Raw genomic sequence first — 20647 nt, 5'->3', positions numbered from 1 at the left:
GGACGTGCTCGCGGCCTCTAGGCCGAGCCGGCGAGCGCGGCGTCGATGCGGGCGCGCGCCTCGTCGCGGAGCGCCTGCGGGGTGGCGAAGCCGGCCGGGTCGATCGGCTCGAGGATCTCGACCGTCGCCCGGACGTGCTCGCGCAGCACGAACGTGCCCTTCGCCAGCGCCCGCCCGGTCCCGTGCACGGCGATCGGGATGAGCGGCACGCCGTGCTCCACGGCCAGCTCGAACGCCCCGTCCTTGAACGCCTTCAGCTTGCCGTCGTGCGAGCGCGTCCCCTCGGGGAACATGAGGATCGGGCTCCCGCCGCGCAGCAGCTCCCCCGACCGCGCGAGCATCTTCACGACCGACGCGCGGTCGCCGCGGACGAGCGGCACGTACCCGTTGAGGTGCATGTTCCAGCCGATGAACGGGAGCTTGAAGTTCTCCGCCTTCGACACCCACTTGAACGGCCGCAGCAGCCCGAACAGGACGATGATGTCGATCAGCGACGCGTGGTTCGCCACCAGCACCGCCCCGCCGCGCCACGGCAGCCGCTCCCGCCCGACGACGTCCAGCCGCCACAGCGGGTTGATGACGACGAAGAACATCGCCCACCAGCACGAGTACAGGTGCAGCACGACCTTCCGCCGGTCGAACGGCGCGGTCACCGCCCACGTGACCACCGCCCCGGCGAAGAAGATCGGGCACGTGACGACGATCGACGCCCAGTAGGCGGCGGACCACAGACGGAGGAGCACGGCGGGTGAACCTACGACGGCCGCCCGCGCCACTTCGTGCGCGGAAGCGCAACCGCGCGCTGCGCGGCGCTACCCCTGCGGGGACGCGGGCTGCTCGAGCGCCGCGCAGCGGCGCTCGGCGTCAGCGATCTTCGCCTCGTCCATCGCCGTGAGGGCGTTGAGCGTGCGGATGTTGCAGGCGATGCGGCGGCCCTTGTCGTACTGCGAGGCCTTGATGTCGTCGACCTCCGCGCGCAGCGCGTCGCCGGCGGGGGAGAGCGACCCCGCAACGACGGCGGCAAGGGCAAGGAACCTGAAGCGCATGCGGCGCGGGACCGTACCGGTCGACCGGACATCTGTCCACCCGTGCGGTCCCGGGCTCAAGCCGCTCGTCAGGCGGCTGACATGGCGCGGCTCAGTGCCAGAGGTAGGTGCGGAAGTTCTCGATGTCGCACGCCGTGCCGGTGAGCTCGATGTCCGCCAGCGTGCGGAGGACCTCGCCGGTGGGTGCCCAGGCCTCGAAGGACGAGGGGTCGTTGGTCCGGTCGTAGACCAGGTCCGCGACGGGTGGGTCGGCGTCCATCGCGTGCGCGTTGTAGAGCGCGAAGTCGGGGACGCCGGGAGCGGACGCCGTGATCACGAGGCGGGTGTACCAGTGGAAGCCGGCGCCAGGCTCCTCGATGCACCGGGCCTTCACGGTGAATCCGCCGACCGTGCCGAGGGTGACTTCCGCGTCGCCGGGTGCGGGGGAGACGTTGGGGAGCGTGCCCGGCGTGACCTCTGCCGGCCCCGCGGGGCCCTCGGCGCCGGTGTCACCGGTGTCGCCCTTCGCCCCGGCCGGGCCCGCCGGGCCCGCCGGCCCGGCAACGCCGGCGGCCCCGGTCGCACCGGTCGCGCCCGTCGCGCCGGCGGGTCCCGCGGCTCCGCGCGCTCCGGCGGCGCCGCCCTGCAGCGCATCCGCACGGAAGTCCTTGGCCGTCAGGCTCCGGTCCTTGACGTCGGCGCCGGTCAGCGAGCCGTCCTTGACGTTCTTGCCGGTCACCACGAGCGCCGCGTACGCGCCTCCGGTGAGCGACAGGAACAGCGCGATCAGCGCGACGACCATCGGCGGGCTCTTCAACTGGCGCAACATGGGGTCCTCCGGAGACGGGAAACGGGACGAGCGCGTTCGCGCGAGAACGATAGTGACTCTTGCGCGAACAGGGGTCCCGACCTGCCCCAGAACGACGAGAGCCCCGCACGGGCGGGGCTCCAGAAGTGCCGAGGGGGAGACTCGAACTCCCGACCTCACGATTATGAGTCGTGCGCTCTAGCCAGCTGAGCTACCCCGGCGGGGTTCGCAGGAGGATAGCGGTGCGGCAGGCGGACGCGACCCCAGGCGCACCTGGCGCGACATGAGTCCTCTGGACACGTGAACGGTCAAGTCCGCGGGCGTCCACGCCGACGCTTCCGGCATGGCCGTCGCTCCCGCGCACTTCTCCGCATTCGTGCGCGTGCGTCGCGACATCCGGACGTTCGCCGGCAGCCTGTTCTTCCTCACGGGCGGCGCGGTGACGCTGCTCGGGCTCGCGGCGCCGCATCCGCCGGAGATGAACGAACGCGGGTACCTGGTGCTGGCCGCGGCGATGATCGCGATCGGGCTGTTCCTCGCGTTGTTCCTCCCGACGCGGCTCATCCCGACCGCCACACGGGCCGGGGTCCTGGTCGGGATCCTGGCTGCGACGCTCGCGACGTACTTCAACGGCGAGGTCGACGGCGGTCCGCCGCTGCTCAACGAGCTGTTCTACCTCTGGCCGGTGCTGTACGTCGGGTACTTCCTCACGCGCGCGCTGATCGTCGCGGCGCTCACGTTCACCGGCGTCGCGTACGCGACGGCGCTGCACTTCATGCACCTCCCTTTCGAGCATGCGATCTCGCGGTGGGTCGTCGTCGTGCTCGCGCTCACCGCCGGCGCGGCGGCCGCGCACGTGCTGCGCAACCAGGTCGACGCGCTCGTCACGCGGCTCCACCAGCTCGCGCGGACCGACGCGCTCACCGACCTGCTCAACCGCCGCGCGTTCGACGAGCAGCTCCAGCGGGAGATCAAGCGGACGATCCGCAGCGGGGAGCCGTTCGCGCTCCTGCTCGGCGACGTCGACCACTTCAAGGCGATCAACGACCGCGAGGGCCACGCGGCGGGCGACTGCGCGCTCGTGCGCGTCGCGGAGGTGCTGCGCGGGACGGCGCGCACCGTCGACACGGTCGCGCGGGTGGGGGGAGAGGAGTTCGCGCTCCTCCTGCCCGGCACCGACCTGGCCGGCGCGCTGGAGGCGGCGGAGCGCCTGCGGAGGGCGCTGAGCGACGGGCCGACGGACCTCACCATGTCCTTCGGCGTCGTCGAAGCCCCGCGCCACGGGCACACCCCTGACGACCTGCTGCGCGCCGCCGACCGCTCCCTCTACACGGCCAAGCAGCGCGGTCGCGACCGCGCCGTCGCCCCCGAGGACGCGACGGCGCGGACCGCGTGAGCCACTAGGCGATCAGCACATCACCTGGACGTTGACCGACGTGCGGGCGCCGCCTGCGAACGTGATGTCCACGGCACGCGCGTTGCCGTCGACCGGCGCGGCCGAGACCGCCACCGCGGACCCGATCGGGGTCGCCGTCACCGAGCAGGTCGCGACGTCGGCGCCGAACGTCACGCGGGTGACGTCGCCGCCGATGGCGGCCGCCGAGGTGCCGGACGGCCGGGCGCCCGCGAGGACGTCGGTGCCGTTCGACGAGATGCGGGCCTGCAGGAAGTTCGCGGTGCGGGCGAGGTCGGCGCCGTCGACGCCATCGACCTTGTCCGCGTCCGCGGCCTTCTCGGTCTTCTGCAGGAGGTTCGCGCCCTCGATGCCGTCGACGCGGTCGGCGTTGAGGCCGGTCGCCACGCCGGTGGCGTTCGTGGTGAACGGCTTGGTGCCGTCGCCGCCCTTGCCGACCGTGATGAGGCCGCCGAGGATGCCCGCGTTCGTGTTGAACTCGAACGCGAAGCCGTCGGCGAGGTTCGTGCCGCGCAGGCACGGCTCGTTGCCGGCGGCGGAGCCCCCGGCCTTCGAGCGGCAGCCGTACACGGCGCCACCACCGTTGTCGGACTTGTTCGACTGACGCGTGCCGTACGTGTTGACGTTCGCGATGACCTCGGTCTCGCGCGTGTACGACTGACGGGTGTCGTTCGACGGGTTGCGGCCGCCGCCGTCGAGCGGCTGACCCTCACCGGCCGCGCCTGCGACCGGGGCCGCGAGGATGGCGACGGCACCGCCGCCGAGGAGGATCTTCCGGGTCCTGGAGCCGAGCTTCGGCATGTGGACAGCTCTCCTTCGCTTCTGGGGTATCGCTCGTCCAACTCCCCGGCCGGCCGAGCGGAGCGCACGTTCCGGCCAACGTGTCAGCAGACGTACACGAAGGACGCAAGATCGGCTGCAGCGCCGGTTGCCATAAAGCGCACGACACGAGGGCCGATCAGTGGGTGAACCACCGTCATGCGCTCGCTCCTGCATCTCCACATCCGCGCCCGGTTCGCGCTGCAGCTCGCCGCGGCCGTCCTGCTCATGGGCCTCCTCGGCTTCTTCGCCCTCCAGGGCCTGAGCGACCTGCGCTCCGCCAAGGACCAGCTGCGCGTCGCCGTGCAGGAGACCGCGCTCGACGGGGACACCCGCACGAAGGTGCAGGACTTCAAGGGCCGCGTGATGCTGTGGATCCACGCGCCCGACGGCTACACGCGCGGCCGGATGCGGCCCGAGATGGCCGATCTCGCCGAGCGCATCGAGACGAACTTCGAGGAGATGCACCGGCGCTACCACCATCGGCCGGTCGACCACGCCCTCACCGTCGCGTTGCAGCGCCCGTACGAGCGCCTGCGCGACGTCTGGCGCTCGCGGGACGCCGACATCGACGGGATGAACCGGACCGCGGAGCTCAAGCGGCTGGATCTGATCGAGCAGCTCGAGCCCGTCGCCGCCGCGGCTGGGGCGGCCGGGATGCAGTTCGCCGTCCGCGACACCGAGCTCGGCAGCGAGGCGGCGCTCGCCGCCCAGCACCGCTACCAGGTCACCCACGACCGGCTCGTCCGCGGCGGCCTGCTCGCGTTCGTCCTCCTGGTCCTCGTGACGTGGATCCTCTTCCGCTCGGTCGTCCGCCGTCTGCGCACGTACGCCGCCTTCGGCCGCGACGTCGTCGAGGGCCGGCAGGGCGGGTCCCTAGCGGTCAGCGGCGGTGACGAGCTCGCCCGCCTCGGCCGCACGCTCCAGCGGATGGTCGACAAGTACGTCGCCGAGCGTGGCTACGACGAGCAGCAGGCCGAGCTGGCCGAGGCGCTCCAGATGGCCGGCGGCGAGCGCGAGGCCCACGCGATCCTCCACACGCATCTGGAGCGGTCGATCGACCACGCCGAGATCGTCGTCGTCACCCGCAACAACAGCGCCGACCGGCTCGAGGCGCGCACGCCGATCACGCCCGGCTCGCCGCTCGCGCCGCGGCTCGAGGCCGCCACGCCCCGCGACTGCATCGCGCTGCGCCAGGCGCGCGAGTACCGCCGCGAGGACGATGGGCGCCAGCCGCTGCTCGACTGCACGATCTGCGGCGGCACGCCCGGCACGTCGAGCTGCAACCCGCTCGTCGTCGGCGGCGAGGTGATCGGCTCGGTCCTGGTGCGCAGCGACGAGGGGATCGACGGCGGCGAGCAGGAGCGCGTCCGCGACTCGGTCAGCCACGCCGCGCCGGTGCTCGCCAACCTGCGGACGCTCGCGATCGCCGAGCTGCGGGCGGCCACCGACGCCCTCACCGGCCTGTCGAACACCCGCGCCGCGCAGGACACCGGCAAGCGGATGGTCGCCCAGTCGCACCGCACCGAGCAGCCGCTCGCGGCGCTGGCGCTCGACCTCGACCACTTCAAGCAGATCAACGACACGTACGGCCACGGGCGCGGCGATGAGGTGCTCGCGTCGGTCGGCGCGATCCTGCGCGGCGAGCTGCGCAGCAGCGACTTCGCGGGGCGGCTCGGCGGCGAGGAGTTCCTCGTCATGCTCCCCAACACCGACGTCGAGGGCGCGCTGGTCGCCGCGGAGAAGCTGCGCGCGACGATCGCCGAGATCTACGTGCCCGGCGTCGACCGCGACATCACCGCGAGCATCGGCGTCGGCGTGATCCCCGATCACGCGAGCGACTACGAGGGCCTGCTCCGCGTCGCGGACCGGGCGCTGTACGCGGCGAAGGGCGCCGGCCGCAACCGGGTCGAGCTGGCCGTGCCGAGCGAGGCGGGGGCCGCACGCGCGACGGCGTAGCCTCTCGCGTCGTGTCCTCCGATCTCACCACGGCCGCTCGTACCGTCGTCGAGCGCTGCCTCGCCGTGCAGCCCGACGAGAACGTCCTCGTCGTGTGCGACCCGACGCGCCTCGACATCGCCGAGGCGCTGCACGCCGCAGCGCTCGAGGCCGGCGGCGACTCCGTCATCCAGATCCTGCCCGCCAAGCCCGAGCGCGGGACCGAGCCGCCGCCCACCGTCGCCGCCGCGTTCGCCGCCTGCGACGTCTTCCTCGCGCCGTCCGAGCCGTCGCTCTCGCACACCAAGGCGCGCAAGGGCGCGAGCGAGAAGGGGGCCCGCGGTGCGACGCTCCCCGGCGTCGAGCGCAACATGCTCGCCCGCCTGATGAGCGCCGACTTCGCGCTGATGGCGGACCGCTCCAAGCGCGTCGCCGAGCTGCTCAGCGCCGCCAGCACCGCGCGCTTCACGTGCCCGCGCGGCAGCGACTTCACCTTCGACCTCACCGGCCGCGAGGGCATCCCCGACGACGGCTCGCTCACCGCCAAGGGCGCGTTCGGCAACCTGCCGTGCGGCGAGGGGTTCATCTCGCCGACGACCGGCAGCGGGACGATGGTCCTCAAGACGGTCGGGCACCTCGGGCTCGCCGACGACGACGGGGAGCTCGTCACGCTCACCACCGAGGACGGCCGCCTCGTCAGCGCGACCGGCGCGCTGGGCGAGCAGCTCCTCGCGCACCTGGACCGCTACGGCCCCGACGGGCGTCACCTCGCCGAGCTGGGCGTCGGGACGAACGAGCGCGCGCAGCTCACCGGCAACCTGCTCGAGGACGAGAAGATCCTCGGCACGGTCCACGTCGCCTTCGGCGCGTCCGCGGGCATCGGCGGGACGGTCAACGTCCCCGTCCACGAGGACTCCGTCGTCGTGGAGCCGACGCTCCACATCGGCGACACGCTCGTGATCGACGCCGGCCGCTTCGTGCTGTGACGCAGGCGGCGGTCCCGCTCGACGCCTGGCAGGTCGGGCCGCACAACCGCTGGGCGTACGTCCACGTCGACGAGGTGGTGCCGACGGCGCCGGTGCCGCGTGGGAGCGGGCCGGTGCGCGAGCTGCCGCGCGGCGACGCCCCCGCGGCCGTCACGGCGGCGGCGCGGCGCGCGCTGGAGGAGCTGGAGACCGACGGGCTCGCGATCCTCCACGACGGCGCGCTCGTCTTCGAGGCGTACGGCGGCGAGATGGACGTGCGCTCGCTGCACCTCTCGCAGTCGGTCGGCAAGTCGGTGCTCGGCCTGCTCGTGGGGGCGCTGGAGCTCGACGCCGACACGCCGGTCACCGACCTCGTCCCCGAGGTGCGCGGGAGCGGGTGGGAGGGCGCGACGCTCCGCCACCTGCTCGACATGCGCGCGGCGATCGGGTTCGTCGAGGACTACGCCGTCGACTTCTGGCGCTACGACGTCGCCTGCGCGTGGCACCCGCCGCACGGCGGGGCGGAGGAGACCGTGCTCGAGTTCCTCCCGACGGTGAAGCCCGCGGAGGGGTGGCGGCACGGCGAACGCTTCCACTACGCGACGCCGAACACCGACCTGCTCGGGATCGCGACCGCGCGCGCGGCCGGGGCACCGCTGCAGGACCTGATCGCGCGGGAGCTGTGGGCGCCGCTGGGCGCCGAGGCGGACGCGCTCCTCACCGTCGACCACGCCGGCACGGGCACGCCCGGCGGGGGGTTCTGCGCGACGCTGCGCGACTACGCGCGGCTCGGCCAGCTCGTGCTCGAGCGCGGCGCGGGCATCGTCCCCGAGGCGTACGTCGCGGAGCTGGGCCAGCGCGACATCGAGCGCAGCGACGTCAGCTCGGGCGCCGACGGCTACCGCGCGAAGTGGTGGCGCCGCGACGGGCGCGCGATGGCGCGCGGCATCCACGGCCAGATGATCGCGGTCGACCAGCCCACGCGGACCGTCGTCGCGGTCTTCAGCTCGTGGCCGGAGGCGACCGACGCGCGGCGCGAGGCGGCGCACCGCGAGCTGGTGACCCGCGTGTGCGCCGCGCTCTGAGCTAGGCCCGCGCGGGCTCCAGCTCGATGTCCTCCTCGCCGTCGTACATCGCCGGCGGGGCCTTGGTGAACATCCGCGTGAGGATGAGCAGGTAGACCAAGCCGACGGCCAGCCACGGCAGGCCGATCTCGAAGGTGTCGCGCGAGAGCTTGGTCCACAGGTAGATCGTGAACACGAAGCCCGCGAGCGGGATCAGCGCGTACTTGATCAGCGCCGCGCCGCTGCGCTCGCCGCGGTCGATGACGTAGGTCTTGACGACCGACAGGTTCACGAACGAGAACGCTGCCAGCGCGCCGAACGAGATCATCGACGAGACGGTCGCCAGCGAGATGAACAGCGCGGTGAGGCCGACGGCGCCGACGAGGATGTTCGCCACGACCGGCGTGCGGTAGGTCGGGTGCAGGCGGGCGAAGATCGGCTTCGGCAGCGAGCCGTCGCGGCCCATCGCGAACAGGATGCGCGACACCGACGCCTGCGCCGCCATCGCACACGCGAACGCGCCCGCGACGTACGCGGCGGTGAAGAACGAGTTGAGGAAGTCGTCGCCGATCTCCTTCATGACGTCCGCGCTCGCGACGTCGACGTTCTCCGCGAACGACTGCCAGTTCGGGAAGGCCAGGTGGCCCAGGTAGGACTGGAAGATGTAGACGGCGCCGCCGGCGAGGGCGCACAGCAGGATCGCCTTCGGGATCACCGACTTGGGATCACGCGTCTCCTCAGACAGGGTCGAGACCGCGTCGAAGCCCAGGAACGAGAGCGCGAGCACCGCGGCGCCCGCGAAGATCAGCCCCGTGTCGCCGCCGATGATCGGCTCGGTCCAGGACTGCACCTCGACGTCGTTGCCCGCGATGTGGACGATCGCCATCACCGCGAACACCGCGACGAACACGAACTGCACGGCGACGAACAGCAGGTTCATGTTCGCCAGCAGCTTGATGCCGAGGATGTTGAGCCCGGTCACCAGGACCACCGCCACGACGACCCACACGTTCGCGTGGATGTCGGGGAAGTAGTCGTTCATGTACAGCCCGATGACCAGGTAGTTGATCATCGGCAGGAAGATGTAGTCGAGCAGCAGCGCCCAGCCGACCATGAAGCCGAGCGGGCGGCCGAACGCGCGCGACGCGTACGAGTAGGCCGAGCCGGCGGTGGGCTGCGCGACGACCATGCGGCCGTACGACCAGGCGGTGAGCAGCATCGCGACCGTCGTGACCAGGTACGCGGCCGGCAGGTGGCCCTCGGTCGACGACGTGACGACGCCGTACGTGGTCCACACCGTGAGCGGGACCATGTAGGCGAGGCCGAAGAAGACGAGCGCGGGCAGGCCGAGGACGCGCTTGAAGTGCGTCTCCGGTCCGTCGGTCGTGGTGCCGGGGGCGGTGCCGGCGGAGTCCAGCGTGGCGGACATGGGTGGGGTCTCCTCCTCCAGGAGTGGGTGCTAAGCGGTGGTGGTGAGCAGCGTGCGGAGCGCGCGCCCGGCGGCGAGGTCGTCGAGCGCCTGCGCCGCCTCCTCGAGCGGACGGCGGCCCGAGACGAGGGCGTCGAGGTCCAGCTCGCCCTCCATGTAGAGGTCGACCAGGCGCGGGATGTCGCGCTGGGGGTCGACCGAGCCGTAGTTGGACCCGAGGATGCGCTGGTTCGCCTCGGCGAACGCGAGCGGGTCGAACCGGGCGGTCATGCCGGTCGGGGGGAGGCCGACGATGACGGCGGCGCCGCCGAGACCGAGCGCGGCGATCGCCTGCTCGGTCGTCTCGATGCGGCCGATGGCGTCGAAGACGAAGTCGAGGCCCTCGGGCACGGCGGCCTTGAGCTGCTCGACCGGGTCGCCGCTGGACGCGTCGACGGTGTCGGTGGCGCCGAGCCGGCGCGCGACCTCGAGCTTGTCGGCCTGGACGTCGACCGCGACGATGCGGCTCGCCTTGGCCAGCCGGGCGCCCTGGACGACGGAGAGCCCGACGCCGCCGCAGCCGATGACCGCGACCGTCGCGCCCTCGGGCACCTCGGCGGTGTTCTGCACGGCGCCGACGCCGGTGGCGACCGCGCAGCCGACGACCGCGACGACGTCGAGCGGCGCGTCGGGGCGGATCCTGATCGCGCCCGACTCGGGGACGACGACGCGCTCGGCGAAGCTGCTGACGCCGAGGTAGTGGTGCATCGGCGCGTCGTCGCCGGGCGTGGACCAGCGCGAGGTGCCGTCGTGCAGCACGCCGCCGGGGGCGACGACGCTCGCCACCAGCTCGCACTGCCACGGCCGGCCGAGTCTGCACTGGCGGCACTCGCCGCACTGCGGGACCCAGGAGAGCACGACGTGGTCGCCGGGCGCGAGCGACGTGACGCCCTCGCCGACCCGCTCCACCACGCCCGCGCCCTCGTGCCCGAGCACGACCGGCATGGGGAGCTCCCACTCGCCCTTGACGACGTGCAGGTCCGAGCCGCACACGCCGGCGGCGGTGATCTTCACCTCGACCTCGCCCGCGCGCGGCGGCGCGAGCTCCAGCTCGGCGATCTCGACCGGCGTGCCCGGCCCGTTGAACACGGCCCCGCGCACGCGCGTGGCCTCCTTGCCCGACATGTCTCCTCCTCGTCCTCCGGCTCGTGCGCCGCCGGTCACCGGCACAGCCGCCAGGCGGCGAGCGCGATGCCCTGTGCGGTGGCGACCAGGTCGTCGATCGGCACGTGCTCGCCGACCGTGTGGGCCCAGTCGATGTGGCGCGGCCCGTACATCACCGCGGGCGTCTTGGCCTCCAGCGCGTAGGTCGCGCCGTCGTACCAGCTGCCCAGGCCGCCGAGGTTCAGCGGGAGCCCGAGCGCGCCGTTCGCGGCCAGCAGCTCCTGCACGACCGGCGCGTCGGACGGCGTCTCCGACGGGTTGACCTCGGTGTGCCAGCGGAACGTGGGCGGGTTGGCGGCGAGCCACGGATCCGCGTCGCACCAGCGCCGCAGGAACTGCTCGACCTCGCGCTGCGCGTCGGTCGTCCAGCCGTTCGCGTCGGCCTGCGCGGGGAGGATCAGGACGGCGAGCGTGAGCGTCGCGCGGTCCGGGATCGTCACGTTCCAGCCGCTGTCGGCGTGCAGCTGGGTGCACAGGACGTCGGGCGGGTCGAGGAGCGGGTGGGAGGTGAGCGCGTGGCGCGAGCGCCAGTCGTCGCGCAGGGCGCGGACGCCCGCGAGGAGGTGGTGCGCCTTCTCGATCGCGTTGACGGCGCCGCCCTCGGTGAAGTGCGCGTGCTCCTGCTCGGCGTGGCCGGCGCGGCCGGCGATCGTGATCTCGCAGTAGACGCTGCCGCGGCAGGCCGGCCAGACCTCCAGGCCGGTCGGCTCGGGGACGATCGCGAAGTCGGCGCTCACGCCGTGGCGCGCGCACGCCAGGCCGCCGGCGCCGCCGGACTCCTCGTCGGTGTTCGTGCAGATGACGAGGTCACCGTTCAGCTGCCCGGTCGCGGCGAGCGTCTCCGCGGCGACGACCATCGCCGCGATGCCGCCCTTCATGTCGCACGCGCCGCGGCCGACGATGCGGTCGGCGGTGACCTGCGGGTCGAACGGGTCCTGCTCCCAGCCGTCCTCGATGGCCGCCGGGACGACGTCGATGTGGCCGTTCAGCAGCAGCGAGCGCGCGTCGGCGGGAGCGTTCCCGCGCAGGCGCGCAGAGAGCTGCGGCCGGCCCGCGAAGCCGATCCCCGGCGGGGCGAGCGGGTGGCCGGCGACGTCCTCGGGAGCAGGCTCCCACACGTCGACCTCGGCGCCCGCGGCGCGCAGCCGGTCGGCCAGCAGGCCCTGCAGCTTCGCTTCCTCGCGCGCGGGAGCGAGCGGGTCGAACCGACCCGTCGTGTCGCAGCGGATCAGGTCGCACGCGAGCGCGACGATGTCCTCGCGGCGTTCCGCGATCCGTTCGACGAGCGACCGCTCTTCGGCGGCCAGATCCGATCTCTCCGGCACCATCGCGGCGGGAGGGTACGGCGGATGTGCACGGACGCACAGATGTTCTTCGGATCGCGTTGTCCACATCGGTGCGCGCGCGCAGGCGCGGCCTGCCGATGCGGCGCGACGGTGGCGTGGGAGGATGGCGCGGTGGAGCTTCCGGCGGGTCCGCAGGCGCCGCGCGCGTGGCAGACGGTCGAGTGGATCGTGCGGCCGACCGCGTTCCTGCGCCGGTGCGCGGCGGCGTACGGCGAGGTGTTCACGCTGCGGACCCACTGGTCGGACGCGCCGACCGTGCTCGTCTCGCACCCCGAGGACGTGCGGCGGATCTTCACCGCGCCGGCGGGGACGCTGACGGCGGCCGGGGGCGGGTCGATCCTCGAGCCGTTCGCGGGGCCGCACTCGATCCTCGTCCTCGACGGCGAGGCGCACCTGGAGCAGCGGCGGCGGATGCTGCCCGCGTTCCACGGCGAGCGGATGCGCGCGCGGCGGGCGCTGATCGCCGAGCTGGCGCGGGCTGAGCTGGCGACGTGGCCGCGCGGGCGGCCGGTGGCGACGCACCGGCGGATGCAGGCGCTGACGCTCGACATCATGCTGCGGCTCGTCTTCGGCAGCGCGGACCCGCGCCTGCGCGCGGCGATCGAGCACGCGCTCGCGCTCACGCGCAACGCGCCGCGGCTGGTCGCGATGTCGCTGGGGGTGGACCGCGGGGCGTTCGCGCGGGCCGTCCGCGCGGTGGACGACCAGCTCTACGCGCTCATCTCGCGCGGGCCGCAGGACGAGGACGCGATCCTCACCGACCTCCTCGCCACGTCGTCGTCGGCGCAGGAGGTGCGCGATCAGCTCGTCACGCTCCTCGCCGCGGGCCACGAGACGACCGCGACCGCGCTCGCGTGGGGGTTCGAGCGGCTCGGCCGGCGGCCGGACGTCGTCGACCGGTTCCGCGAGGATGACGAGTACCGGGGCGCGACGGCGAAGGAGCTGTTGCGCGTGCGGCCCGTGCTGTCCGTGGCCGAGCGGCGTGTCGCGGCGCCGGCGGGGTTCGCGACGGCGAACGGGACGCGCGTGCCGCCGGGCGCGAACGTCGCCGCCTGCCTGTACCTCACGCATCGCCGCGCCGACGTGTGGGGCGACCCGCACGCGTTCCGACCCGAGCGCTTCCTCGGGGCCGAAGCTGCGGCGCTCCCGCCGTACGCGTGGATCCCGTTCGGTGGCGGGACGCGGCGCTGCCTCGGCGCGCCGTTCGCGCTGATGGAGCTGGAGACCGTCCTCCACGAGGCGGCCCGCGCCGGCCACCTCGAGCCCCCACCGGGCGCGCGCCCCGAGCGCGTCCGCCGCCGCGCGGTCACGCTCTCGCCTGCCCGAGGTGGCAGGGTGGTGCTCCGCCGATGACGCTCCTGCTCGCCGTCCCCAACGTCTCCGAAGGCCGCGACCCCGCCGCCATCGCCGCGATCGGCGCCGCGTTCGCGTCGACCGGTGCGCGCCTGCTCGACACGCACGCCGACCCCGACCACCACCGCGCCGTCTACACGCTCGCGGCGGCGCCGGGGGAGCTGGCGCCCGCGCTGGCGGCGGGCGTGGCGGAGGCGGTCCGGCGCGTGGATCTGCGCACCGAGCGCGGCAGCCACCCGCACGTCGGCGTGGTCGACGTCGCGCCGATCGTGCACCTCGACGACGTGCGGCGGGGCGCGGCCATCGCGGAGGCGCTGCTGACGGCGGACCTGCTGGGGGAGCAGGGCGTGCCGGTCTACCTCTACGGGCTGCTCGCGGGCGGGCGCACGCGCGCGGAGCTGCGCCGCGGCGGCGTTTCGGGGCTGATCGAGCGCGGGACGCCGCCCGACTTCGGCCCGCGGGCGCTCGACCCCGCCCGCGGCGCGACGCTCGTGGCCGCCCGGCCGCCGCTGATCGCGTTCAACTTCGAGCTCGCCCCGCCCGCGACGCTCGACGACGCCAAGCGCATCGCCGCGCGCGTCCGCGAGGGCGGCGCCGACGGCCTTCCGGGCGTCCGCGCGCTCGGCATCGCGCTGGCCGGGGGCGTCGCGCAGGTCTCCACCAACGTCGAGGACCACCGCGCGGTCCCGCTCGCCCGCCTCCTCGCGGCGGTCGAGGCCCACGCGCCGGTCGCGCGCGCCGAGCTCGTCGGCGTCCCGCCGGCCGCGGCGTTCGACGGGTGGCCGGAGCGCGTCCCGGTGCTCAACCGGACGACGCTCGAACAGCGCCTCTAGGCGCGCGCCGCGCGCCAGTCCGCGATGAGGCGCTCCACCTTCGCCGGCGTGTCGTGCTCGCCCGGCACCGGCGTGTAGAGCACGAGGCGGTGGTCGGTCGTGTCCGCGTGCCAGAACGACGCGTGCTCGAACTCCATCCGCCCGAGCCGCGGGTGGACGATGACCTTCTTGCCGTCGCCGTCGCCACGGACCTCGTGCTGCTTCCACCACGCGCGGAACTCGGGGCTCGTCGCGCGCAGGTCCTCGATGAGGTCCTCGAACCACGGGTCGCCGACGTGCCGGGCCGAGTACGCGCGGAAGCGGGCGAGCACGTTGCGCGCGCCGGTCTCCCAGTCGGGCGAGAGGACGCGCGGGTTGGGGTCGACGAAGACGCGCCACACGTGGTTGCGGCGGTGGGGCGGCAGGTCGGAGGGGTCGCCGAACACCGCGCTCAGCGCGTCGTTCCACGCGAGGTAGTCGCACCGGCGACCGAGGACGTACGCGGGGTTCGGGCCGAGGCCCTCGACGAGGCGCCGCACGGCGGGGGAGACCTGCTCGACGGGCGCGGGCGGCGGCGGCCCTTCGGCCCGCCCGAGCAGGATCAGGTGCTCGCGCTCGGCGTCCGTGAGCTGCAGCGCCGACGCCAGCGCCTCGAGCACCTCGCGGCTCGCGCGCACGTCGCGTGCCTGCTCGAGCCACGTGTACCAGGTGGTGCCGACCCCGGCGAGGAGCGCGACCTCCTCGCGCCGCAGGCCCGGTGTGCGCCGGCGCCCGCCCGCGGGCAGCCCGACGTCGCCGGGCTGCAGCGCGGCGCGGCGCTGCTTGAGGAAGTCGGCCAGCTCGCGCCGGCGGCGCTCGTCGTCGCCGGCGGGCGCGCGGCCGATGGCGTCGGTGGCGGTCGTCGCGAGGTCGAGCATGGTGGGTGGTGGTGCTGGTACCAGGATGAGCCCCTCTCTTGTACCTGGATCTCCACTGTCGCACCGTCGGGCTGTGACTTCAACCGCCCAGCCCACCGCCGCGCCGCCGTGGCGCGCCCTCCCGGTCGTCCTCACCGCCACCTTCATGGCGCTGCTCGACGTCTTCGTCGTGAACGTCGCCGCGCCCGCGATCCAGGCCGACCTCGACCTCTCGCCCGGCGCCGTCCAGTGGCTCGTCGCCGCCTACGTGCTCCCGTACGCCGTCCTGCTCGTCACCGGCGGGCGGGTCGGGGACGCGATCGGCCGGCGCCGCACGCTGCAGCTCGGCCTCGGCCTGTTCACGCTCGCCTCCGTCGCCTGCGGCGCCGCCCCGACGGAGGCGACGCTCATCGGCGCCCGCGCGCTGCAGGGCGCCGGCGCGGCGTTGATGGCCCCGCAGGTGCTCACGATCATCCAGGTGGAGTTCCCGCCGGTCGACCGCGCCCGCTGCATGGCGTGGTACGGCGTCGTCGCCGGTGTCGGCTCGGTGGCCGGCCAGCTCGTGGGCGGCGGGCTCATCGCGCTCGACGTGCTCGGCCTCGGCTGGCGCGCGGTCTTCCTCGTCAACGTGCCGGTCGGGATCGCCGCGATCGTCGCGGCCGCCCGGCTCGTGCCCGAGTCGCGCGCCGCGGACGCGCGGCGGATCGACCACGGCGGCGTCGCGCTCAGCGCCGCCACGCTGCTGCTCGTCGTGCTCCCGATCGTCCAGGGCCGCGAGGCCGGCTGGCCGTGGTGGGTCCCGGCGATGCTCGCGGCGGCCGTGGCCACCGGCGCGCTGTGGTGGCGCCACGAGGAGCGCGTCACGGCGCGCGGCCAGGCGCCGCTCGTCGACCTGCGCCTGCTGCGCCTCGCCGGCTTCCGCGACGGGATCGGCCTCGTCACCGCGATGTACTGCGCGATGCCGTGCGTCTTCCTCGTGCTGGCGTTCTACCTGCAGAGCGGGCACGGCCTGACGGCGCTCGAGTCGGCGGCCGTCTTCACGCCGCTGTGCGTGTCGTTCGTGGGCGCCTCGTTCGTCGCGCCACGGCTGCTCGCCGCCCACGGCCCACGCGCGCTCGTCGCCGGCGCCGCGTACACGGCGATCGCGGCCGCCGTCGTCGGCGCTGTCGTCCTCAGCGACCCGGACGGGCTGCCGACCGTCCCGCTGTGCGTTGCGCTGTTCGCGCTCGGCTTCGGGCCCGGCATGATGATGCCGAGCTCCGTCCGCGCGGCGCTGGAGACCGTTCCGCCGGCGCTGGCCGGCTCGGCTGCGGGTGTCGTGACGACGATCCAGCAGGTCGGGAACGTGCTCGGCGTCGCCGTCGCCGGCGTCATCTTCTTCGGCGTCGTCGGCGACGCGCCGACGACGGCCGACTACGCGCACGGCTTCGCCGCCGCGCTGGTGTGGACCGTCGCCGCCGCCGTCGGCGCCGCGACGCTCGCCGCCAGGATGGCGGGGGCGCCCGCGCGCGCGAGGGAGGCGCTCGCACCGGAGGGCCAGCGGACCTGACGAGCTTCTAGTCTCTGGCCATGGCCCAGACCCGCAAGCGCCGCAGCACCAAGCACCGAGGCAACGCGGCCGGCATGGTCGAGACCCGCGGACGCACGGGCCGCAAGCCGACGGAGGCCGAGCGCAAGCTCAGCGCCAAGGACGAGGCCCGCGCGCGGCGGATGGAGCGCCTCGACAAGCCGCCGACGTGGAAGGGCGCGATGAACCGCGCCGCCGTCGCCGCCGCGCTCTTCGTCGTCATCATCGCGATCATGCAGGGCAACATCGCCACGGCGGTGTCGCTCGGCGCGGTGATGCTCCTCATCTACATCCCGATGAGCTACTACACCGACCTCTTCATCTACCGCCGGCGGCAGAAGAAGAAGGCCGTCGGCAAGGCGGTCTGAGCCATGGAGGTCCGCGGGCTCACCGTCGGGATGCTGCAGGAGAACTGCTACGTCGCGCGCGCCGAGGGCTCCGAGAGCGTGATCGTCGTGGACCCGGGCGACGAGGCCGCGCGGATCCTCGCCACCGTCGAGGAGATGGGCGCCCGCGTCGAGGCGATCCTCCTCACGCACACGCACTTCGACCACGTCGGCGCCGTCGCGGAGATCGCGCGCACGACCGGCGCGCCGGTCACGTGCCCGAAGCTCGAGACGCAGGTCCTCGCGGACATCAACTCGTACACGTTCCCCGGCTTCGGCCCGTACGAGAGCTACGACGCGGACGCGACCGTCGAGGGCGGCGAGACGCTCCACCTCGCCGGCCTGGAGCTCGAGGTCGTCTTCACGCCCGGCCACAGCCCCGGCCACGTCACCTACGCGGCGTCCGGCGGGCTGCTGGTGGGCGACGTGCTGTTCCAGGGCTCGGTCGGCCGCACCGACCTGCCGGGCGGCGACTGGCCGACGCTCGCGCGCTCGATCCAGACGCTGCTGGAGCGGTACCCGGACGAGACGACGGTCTTCCCCGGCCACATGGGCGTCACGACCCTGGGGCAGGAGCGGGCCACCAACCCCTTCCTGGCCGAGCTGGTTTGAGCAACAAGATCACCGTCCCGAAGGGCACGTACGACGTGCTCCCGGATCAGCAGGCTGCGCGCGACCGGCTCGAGGCCGCCGCGCGGAAGATCCTCGAAGGCGCGGGCTACCGCCGCATCGAGACCCCGACGTTCGAGGCGACCGAGCTGTTCGCCCGCGGCGTCGGCGCGTCGACCGACATCGTCCAGAAGGAGATGTACTCGTTCGACGACGGCGGCGGACGCTCGCTGACGCTCCGGCCCGAGGGCACCGCGCCGGTCGCACGGGCCTACATGGAACACGGGATGCACAAGGCGCCGCAGCCGGTGAAGCTCTGGTACCTGTCGTCGTTCTTCCGCGCCGAGAAGCCGCAGGCCGGCCGCTACCGCCAGTTCTGGCAGGTGGGAGCGGAGGCGATCGGCTCGGACGACCCCGCCGTGGACGCCGAGGCGATCGTGCTGCTGCGCGATCTGCTCGACGAGCTGGGGGTGGAAGGAACGCGGCTGCGGCTCGGCTCGCTCGGGACGCCCGAGACCCGCGCGCGCTACCGCGAGCACCTCACCGCCCACCTGCGCGCGCACGAGGCGCAGCTGTCCGACGACGTCCGCGCGCGGATCGACCTCAACCCGCTGCGCGCGTTCGACTCCTCGCACCCCGGGACGCAGGAGGTCATGCGCGACGCGCCGCGGCTCCTCGACGAGCTGTCGCCCGAGGACGCCGAGCACTTCGCCACCGTGCGGGAGCTGCTCGACCTCGCCGAGGTGGACTACGAGATCGACACGACGCTCGTGCGCGGGATGGACTACTACACGCGCACGGTGTTCGAGTTCACGTCCGATGCCCTCGGCGCGCAGTCCGGCGTCGGCGGCGGCGGACGCTACGACGGGCTCATCGAGATGCTCGGCGGGCCCGCGACCCCCGGCATCGGCTGGGCGGCGGGGGTGGAGCGCATCCTCCTCGCGTCCGGCGACGACCAGCGCCACCCCGACCCGATCGTGGACCTGTTCGTGGCCTACGAGCCCGAGGCGAAGGCCGCGGCGTTCGGCATCGCGAACGGCGCGCGGCACGCGGGCATGACGGCGCAGCTGGAGCTGGCGGGCCGCTCGCTCAAGGGCCAGCGCAAGCAGGCCGACCGACTGCGCGCCCGCTGGCTCGCGGTCGTCACCCCCGAAGGCGCGACGTTGCGCGACATGCAGACGCAAGATGAGCTGGACGTGGCGCACGACGCGGTCGTGGCCCGTGCCCTGCGCGAAGGAGGACGCGGATGAACACGCCGCCCGCACCGAACGAGTACCGCGACACCTGGGCCGGGGAGCTGCGCGCGAGCGACGTGGATCGCACCGTCCGCGTGGCCGGCTGGGTCCACCGCCGCCGCGACCACGGCGGGCTCATCTTCATCGACCTGCGGGACCGGAGCGGGCTCGTGCAGCTCGTGCTCCATCCCGAGTCGGCCGACTTCGCGGTGGCCGAGTCGCTGCGCAGCGAGCACGTCATCAGCGCGTCCGGCAAGGTCGTCGCGCGCGAGGCCGGCACGGTCAACCCGAAGCTCGCGACGGGCGAGATCGAGCTGGCCGTCGAGTCGCTCACGCGGCTGGCCGAGGCGGAGACGCCGCCGTTCCCGCTCGACGAGGACTCCGACACCGACGAGCTGCTGCGCCTGACGCACCGCGCGCTGGACCTGCGCCGGGAGCCGATGCAGCGCAACATCGCCCTGCGCGCGAAGGTCGTCTCCACCATGCGACGCGTCCTGGAATCGCGCGACTTCCTGGAGATCGAGACGCCGATCCTCGGCAAGTCCACGCCCGAGGGCGCGCGCGACTTCCTCGTCCCGAACCGGCGTGAGGCGGGCACGTGGTACGCGCTCCCGCAGTCGCCCCAGCTCTTCAAGCAGCTGCTGATGTTCTCGGGCTTCGAGCGCTACTACCAGATCGCCCGCTGCTTCCGGGACGAGGACCTGCGCGCCGACCGCCAGCCCGAGTTCACCCAGCTCGACGTCGAGATGGCCTTCGTGACCGAGGAGGAGGTTATCGAGGCGATGGAGGCGGTCATCAGCGAGGTGCTCAAGCTCGCGCCCGACATGGAGCTGCCGGCGCCGCCGTACGAGCGCATCTCGTACGCCGACGCGGTCGCGACGTACGGGACCGACCGGCCGGACCGGCGGTTCGGGCTGGAGCTGCGCGACGTGAGCGACGCGTTCCGCGGGACGGAGTTCAAGGCGTTCAGCGGGGTGCTGGAGTCCGAGACCGGGGCCGTGCTCGCGATCAACGTCGGGCCGCGCGAGATGTCCCGCAAGGACCTCGACGGGCTCAACGACCTCGCCAAGCGCTACGGCGGCAAGGCGGTCGCGTGGGCGTTCGTCGAGGAGCTGGGCACCTGGCGCTCGCCGATCGCCAAGTTCTTCTCCGAGGAGCAGATCGGCGCGGCGACCGCGACGCTCGAGGGCAAGACGGGCGACCTGCTGCTGTTCGCCGCCGACGACCGGAAGGTCGCGCAGGGCGCGCTCGGCGGGCTGCGGCTCGAGCTTGCCGACCGGTTCGGCCTCCGGCCCGAGGGCGTCCACGACATCCACTGGGTCGTCGACTTCCCGATGGTCGAGTGGAACGCGGACGAGCAGCGCTGGGACGCGCTGCACCACCCGTTCACCGCGCCGTCCGGCGACCTCGACGGGGACCCCGGCGCGCTGATGTCGCGCGCCTACGACATCGTGCTCGACGGCACCGAGATCGGCGGCGGCTCGATCCGCATCAACACCGCCGAGGTCCAGACGAAGGTGCTGGAGATCATCGGGATGAGCGCAGAGGAAGCGCAGGAGCGCTTCGGCTTCCTCCTCGACGCCCTGAAGTACGGCGCGCCGCCGCACGGCGGGCTGGCGTTCGGCCTCGACCGCATCGTCGCGATGATGGCCGGCACCGACTCGATCCGCGACGTCATGGCGTTCCCCAAGACGGCGTCCGGGGCGGACCCGATGACGGGCGCACCGTCCGCGGTCGACCCCAAGCAGCTCCGCGAGCTGGGGATCCGGGTCGGCTGA

General features: G+C 73.6%; 19 protein-coding genes and 1 tRNA gene. 11 read left to right on the top strand and 9 right to left on the bottom strand.

What is annotated here, in order from left to right:
• Positions 1 to 17: 17 nt before the first annotated feature.
• The 4 genes from AC1UE5_RS03920 to AC1UE5_RS03905 all read right to left on the bottom strand — a co-directional run bounded on the left by AC1UE5_RS03920 (position 18) and on the right by AC1UE5_RS03905 (position 2054).
• Positions 18 to 743, bottom strand: coding sequence for a lysophospholipid acyltransferase family protein (locus AC1UE5_RS03920; RefSeq protein ID WP_482920770.1), 726 nt, complete (start codon positions 741 to 743; stop codon positions 18 to 20).
• Between the two features lie 69 nt (positions 744 to 812).
• Entirely contained in the window at positions 813 to 1046 is a 234-nt protein-coding gene (locus tag AC1UE5_RS03915) for a hypothetical protein (RefSeq protein ID WP_482920769.1), read from the bottom strand.
• Between the two features lie 91 nt (positions 1047 to 1137).
• A complete protein-coding gene (locus AC1UE5_RS03910) occupies positions 1138 to 1854 on the bottom strand; it encodes a hypothetical protein (RefSeq protein ID WP_482920768.1) in 717 nt (238 codons plus the stop codon).
• Between the two features lie 126 nt (positions 1855 to 1980).
• Positions 1981 to 2054: transfer RNA gene (locus tag AC1UE5_RS03905), tRNA-Met, on the bottom strand.
• A gap of 122 nt (positions 2055 to 2176) precedes the next feature.
• Here AC1UE5_RS03905 and AC1UE5_RS03900 point away from each other — a divergent pair.
• The gene (locus AC1UE5_RS03900; RefSeq protein WP_482920767.1) at positions 2177 to 3229 is read left to right on the top strand and encodes a GGDEF domain-containing protein; all 1053 of its coding nucleotides are present in this window, start codon (positions 2177 to 2179) and stop codon (positions 3227 to 3229) included.
• Between the two features lie 12 nt (positions 3230 to 3241).
• Here AC1UE5_RS03900 and AC1UE5_RS03895 read toward each other — a convergent pair whose 3' ends face one another.
• A complete protein-coding gene (locus tag AC1UE5_RS03895) occupies positions 3242 to 4048 on the bottom strand; it encodes a hypothetical protein (RefSeq protein ID WP_482920766.1) in 807 nt (268 codons plus the stop codon).
• 177 nt (positions 4049 to 4225) lie between these two features.
• Here AC1UE5_RS03895 and AC1UE5_RS03890 point away from each other — a divergent pair, with 177 nt between their 5' ends.
• From AC1UE5_RS03890 to AC1UE5_RS03880, 3 genes are read left to right on the top strand one after another with little or no spacing between them, the layout of a single operon-like run.
• Complete coding sequence (locus AC1UE5_RS03890) at positions 4226 to 6025, top strand: GGDEF domain-containing protein (RefSeq protein ID WP_482920765.1); 1800 nt, start codon at positions 4226 to 4228, stop codon at positions 6023 to 6025.
• Between the two features lie 11 nt (positions 6026 to 6036).
• Positions 6037 to 6990 carry an aminopeptidase gene (locus AC1UE5_RS03885; RefSeq protein ID WP_482920764.1) on the top strand — a complete coding sequence of 318 codons (954 nt, stop codon included), beginning with the start codon at positions 6037 to 6039 and terminating at the stop codon, positions 6988 to 6990.
• Positions 6987 to 8054, top strand: a complete 1068-nt coding sequence (locus tag AC1UE5_RS03880; RefSeq protein WP_482920763.1) for a serine hydrolase domain-containing protein — start codon at positions 6987 to 6989, stop codon at positions 8052 to 8054. The genes AC1UE5_RS03885 and AC1UE5_RS03880 overlap by 4 nt, the downstream gene beginning before the upstream one ends.
• A 1-nt stretch (position 8055) precedes the next feature.
• Here AC1UE5_RS03880 and AC1UE5_RS03875 read toward each other — a convergent pair whose 3' ends face one another.
• The 3 genes from AC1UE5_RS03875 to AC1UE5_RS03865 are packed head-to-tail and all read right to left on the bottom strand — an operon-like array spanning position 8056 to position 11993.
• Positions 8056 to 9462 (bottom strand): APC family permease, encoded by a 1407-nt coding sequence (locus AC1UE5_RS03875; RefSeq protein ID WP_482920762.1) that lies wholly within the window; start codon positions 9460 to 9462, stop codon positions 8056 to 8058.
• A 30-nt stretch (positions 9463 to 9492) separates the two neighbouring features.
• Positions 9493 to 10626 carry a Zn-dependent alcohol dehydrogenase gene (locus tag AC1UE5_RS03870; RefSeq protein ID WP_482920761.1) on the bottom strand — a complete coding sequence of 378 codons (1134 nt, stop codon included), beginning with the start codon at positions 10624 to 10626 and terminating at the stop codon, positions 9493 to 9495.
• Positions 10627 to 10661: 35 nt separating this feature from the next.
• Positions 10662 to 11993, bottom strand: coding sequence for a M20 family metallopeptidase (locus AC1UE5_RS03865; RefSeq protein WP_482920760.1), 1332 nt, complete (start codon positions 11991 to 11993; stop codon positions 10662 to 10664).
• Between the two features lie 129 nt (positions 11994 to 12122).
• On the opposite strand from AC1UE5_RS03865, the gene AC1UE5_RS03860 reads away from it, so the two are divergent.
• Both AC1UE5_RS03860 and AC1UE5_RS03855 read left to right on the top strand, forming a co-directional pair.
• On the top strand, positions 12123 to 13364 hold the full coding sequence (locus tag AC1UE5_RS03860; protein ID WP_482920759.1) for a cytochrome P450: 1242 nt from the start codon (positions 12123 to 12125) through the stop codon (positions 13362 to 13364).
• Positions 13361 to 14197, top strand: a complete 837-nt coding sequence (locus AC1UE5_RS03855) for a glutamate formimidoyltransferase (protein ID WP_482920758.1) — start codon at positions 13361 to 13363, stop codon at positions 14195 to 14197. The genes AC1UE5_RS03860 and AC1UE5_RS03855 overlap by 4 nt, the downstream gene beginning before the upstream one ends.
• Here the strand turns inward: AC1UE5_RS03855 and AC1UE5_RS03850 are convergent.
• Positions 14194 to 15093, bottom strand: a complete 900-nt coding sequence (locus tag AC1UE5_RS03850) for a helix-turn-helix transcriptional regulator (protein ID WP_482920757.1) — start codon at positions 15091 to 15093, stop codon at positions 14194 to 14196. The genes AC1UE5_RS03855 and AC1UE5_RS03850 overlap by 4 nt on opposite strands.
• A gap of 73 nt (positions 15094 to 15166) precedes the next feature.
• On the opposite strand from AC1UE5_RS03850, the gene AC1UE5_RS03845 reads away from it, so the two are divergent.
• The 5 genes from AC1UE5_RS03845 to aspS are packed head-to-tail and all read left to right on the top strand — an operon-like array spanning position 15167 to position 20647.
• Positions 15167 to 16621, top strand: coding sequence for an MFS transporter (locus AC1UE5_RS03845; RefSeq protein ID WP_482920756.1), 1455 nt, complete (start codon positions 15167 to 15169; stop codon positions 16619 to 16621).
• A gap of 20 nt (positions 16622 to 16641) precedes the next feature.
• A complete protein-coding gene (locus tag AC1UE5_RS03840; protein ID WP_482920755.1) occupies positions 16642 to 17007 on the top strand; it encodes a hypothetical protein in 366 nt (121 codons plus the stop codon).
• Between the two features lie 3 nt (positions 17008 to 17010).
• The gene (locus tag AC1UE5_RS03835; protein ID WP_482920754.1) at positions 17011 to 17637 is read left to right on the top strand and encodes an MBL fold metallo-hydrolase; all 627 of its coding nucleotides are present in this window, start codon (positions 17011 to 17013) and stop codon (positions 17635 to 17637) included.
• A complete protein-coding gene (hisS, locus tag AC1UE5_RS03830) occupies positions 17634 to 18884 on the top strand; it encodes a histidine--tRNA ligase (RefSeq protein ID WP_482920753.1) in 1251 nt (416 codons plus the stop codon). Before AC1UE5_RS03835 ends, hisS begins: the two co-directional genes overlap by 4 nt.
• Positions 18881 to 20647: an aspartate--tRNA ligase gene (aspS, locus tag AC1UE5_RS03825; protein WP_482920752.1), complete on the top strand. Its 1767-nt coding sequence runs from the start codon at positions 18881 to 18883 to the stop codon at positions 20645 to 20647. The genes hisS and aspS overlap by 4 nt, the downstream gene beginning before the upstream one ends.

It is taken from the genome of Parviterribacter multiflagellatus (assembly GCF_056863265.1).
Note: the sequence above shows the minus strand (reverse complement) of the source record. Positions and strands in the feature narration are given on the sequence as shown.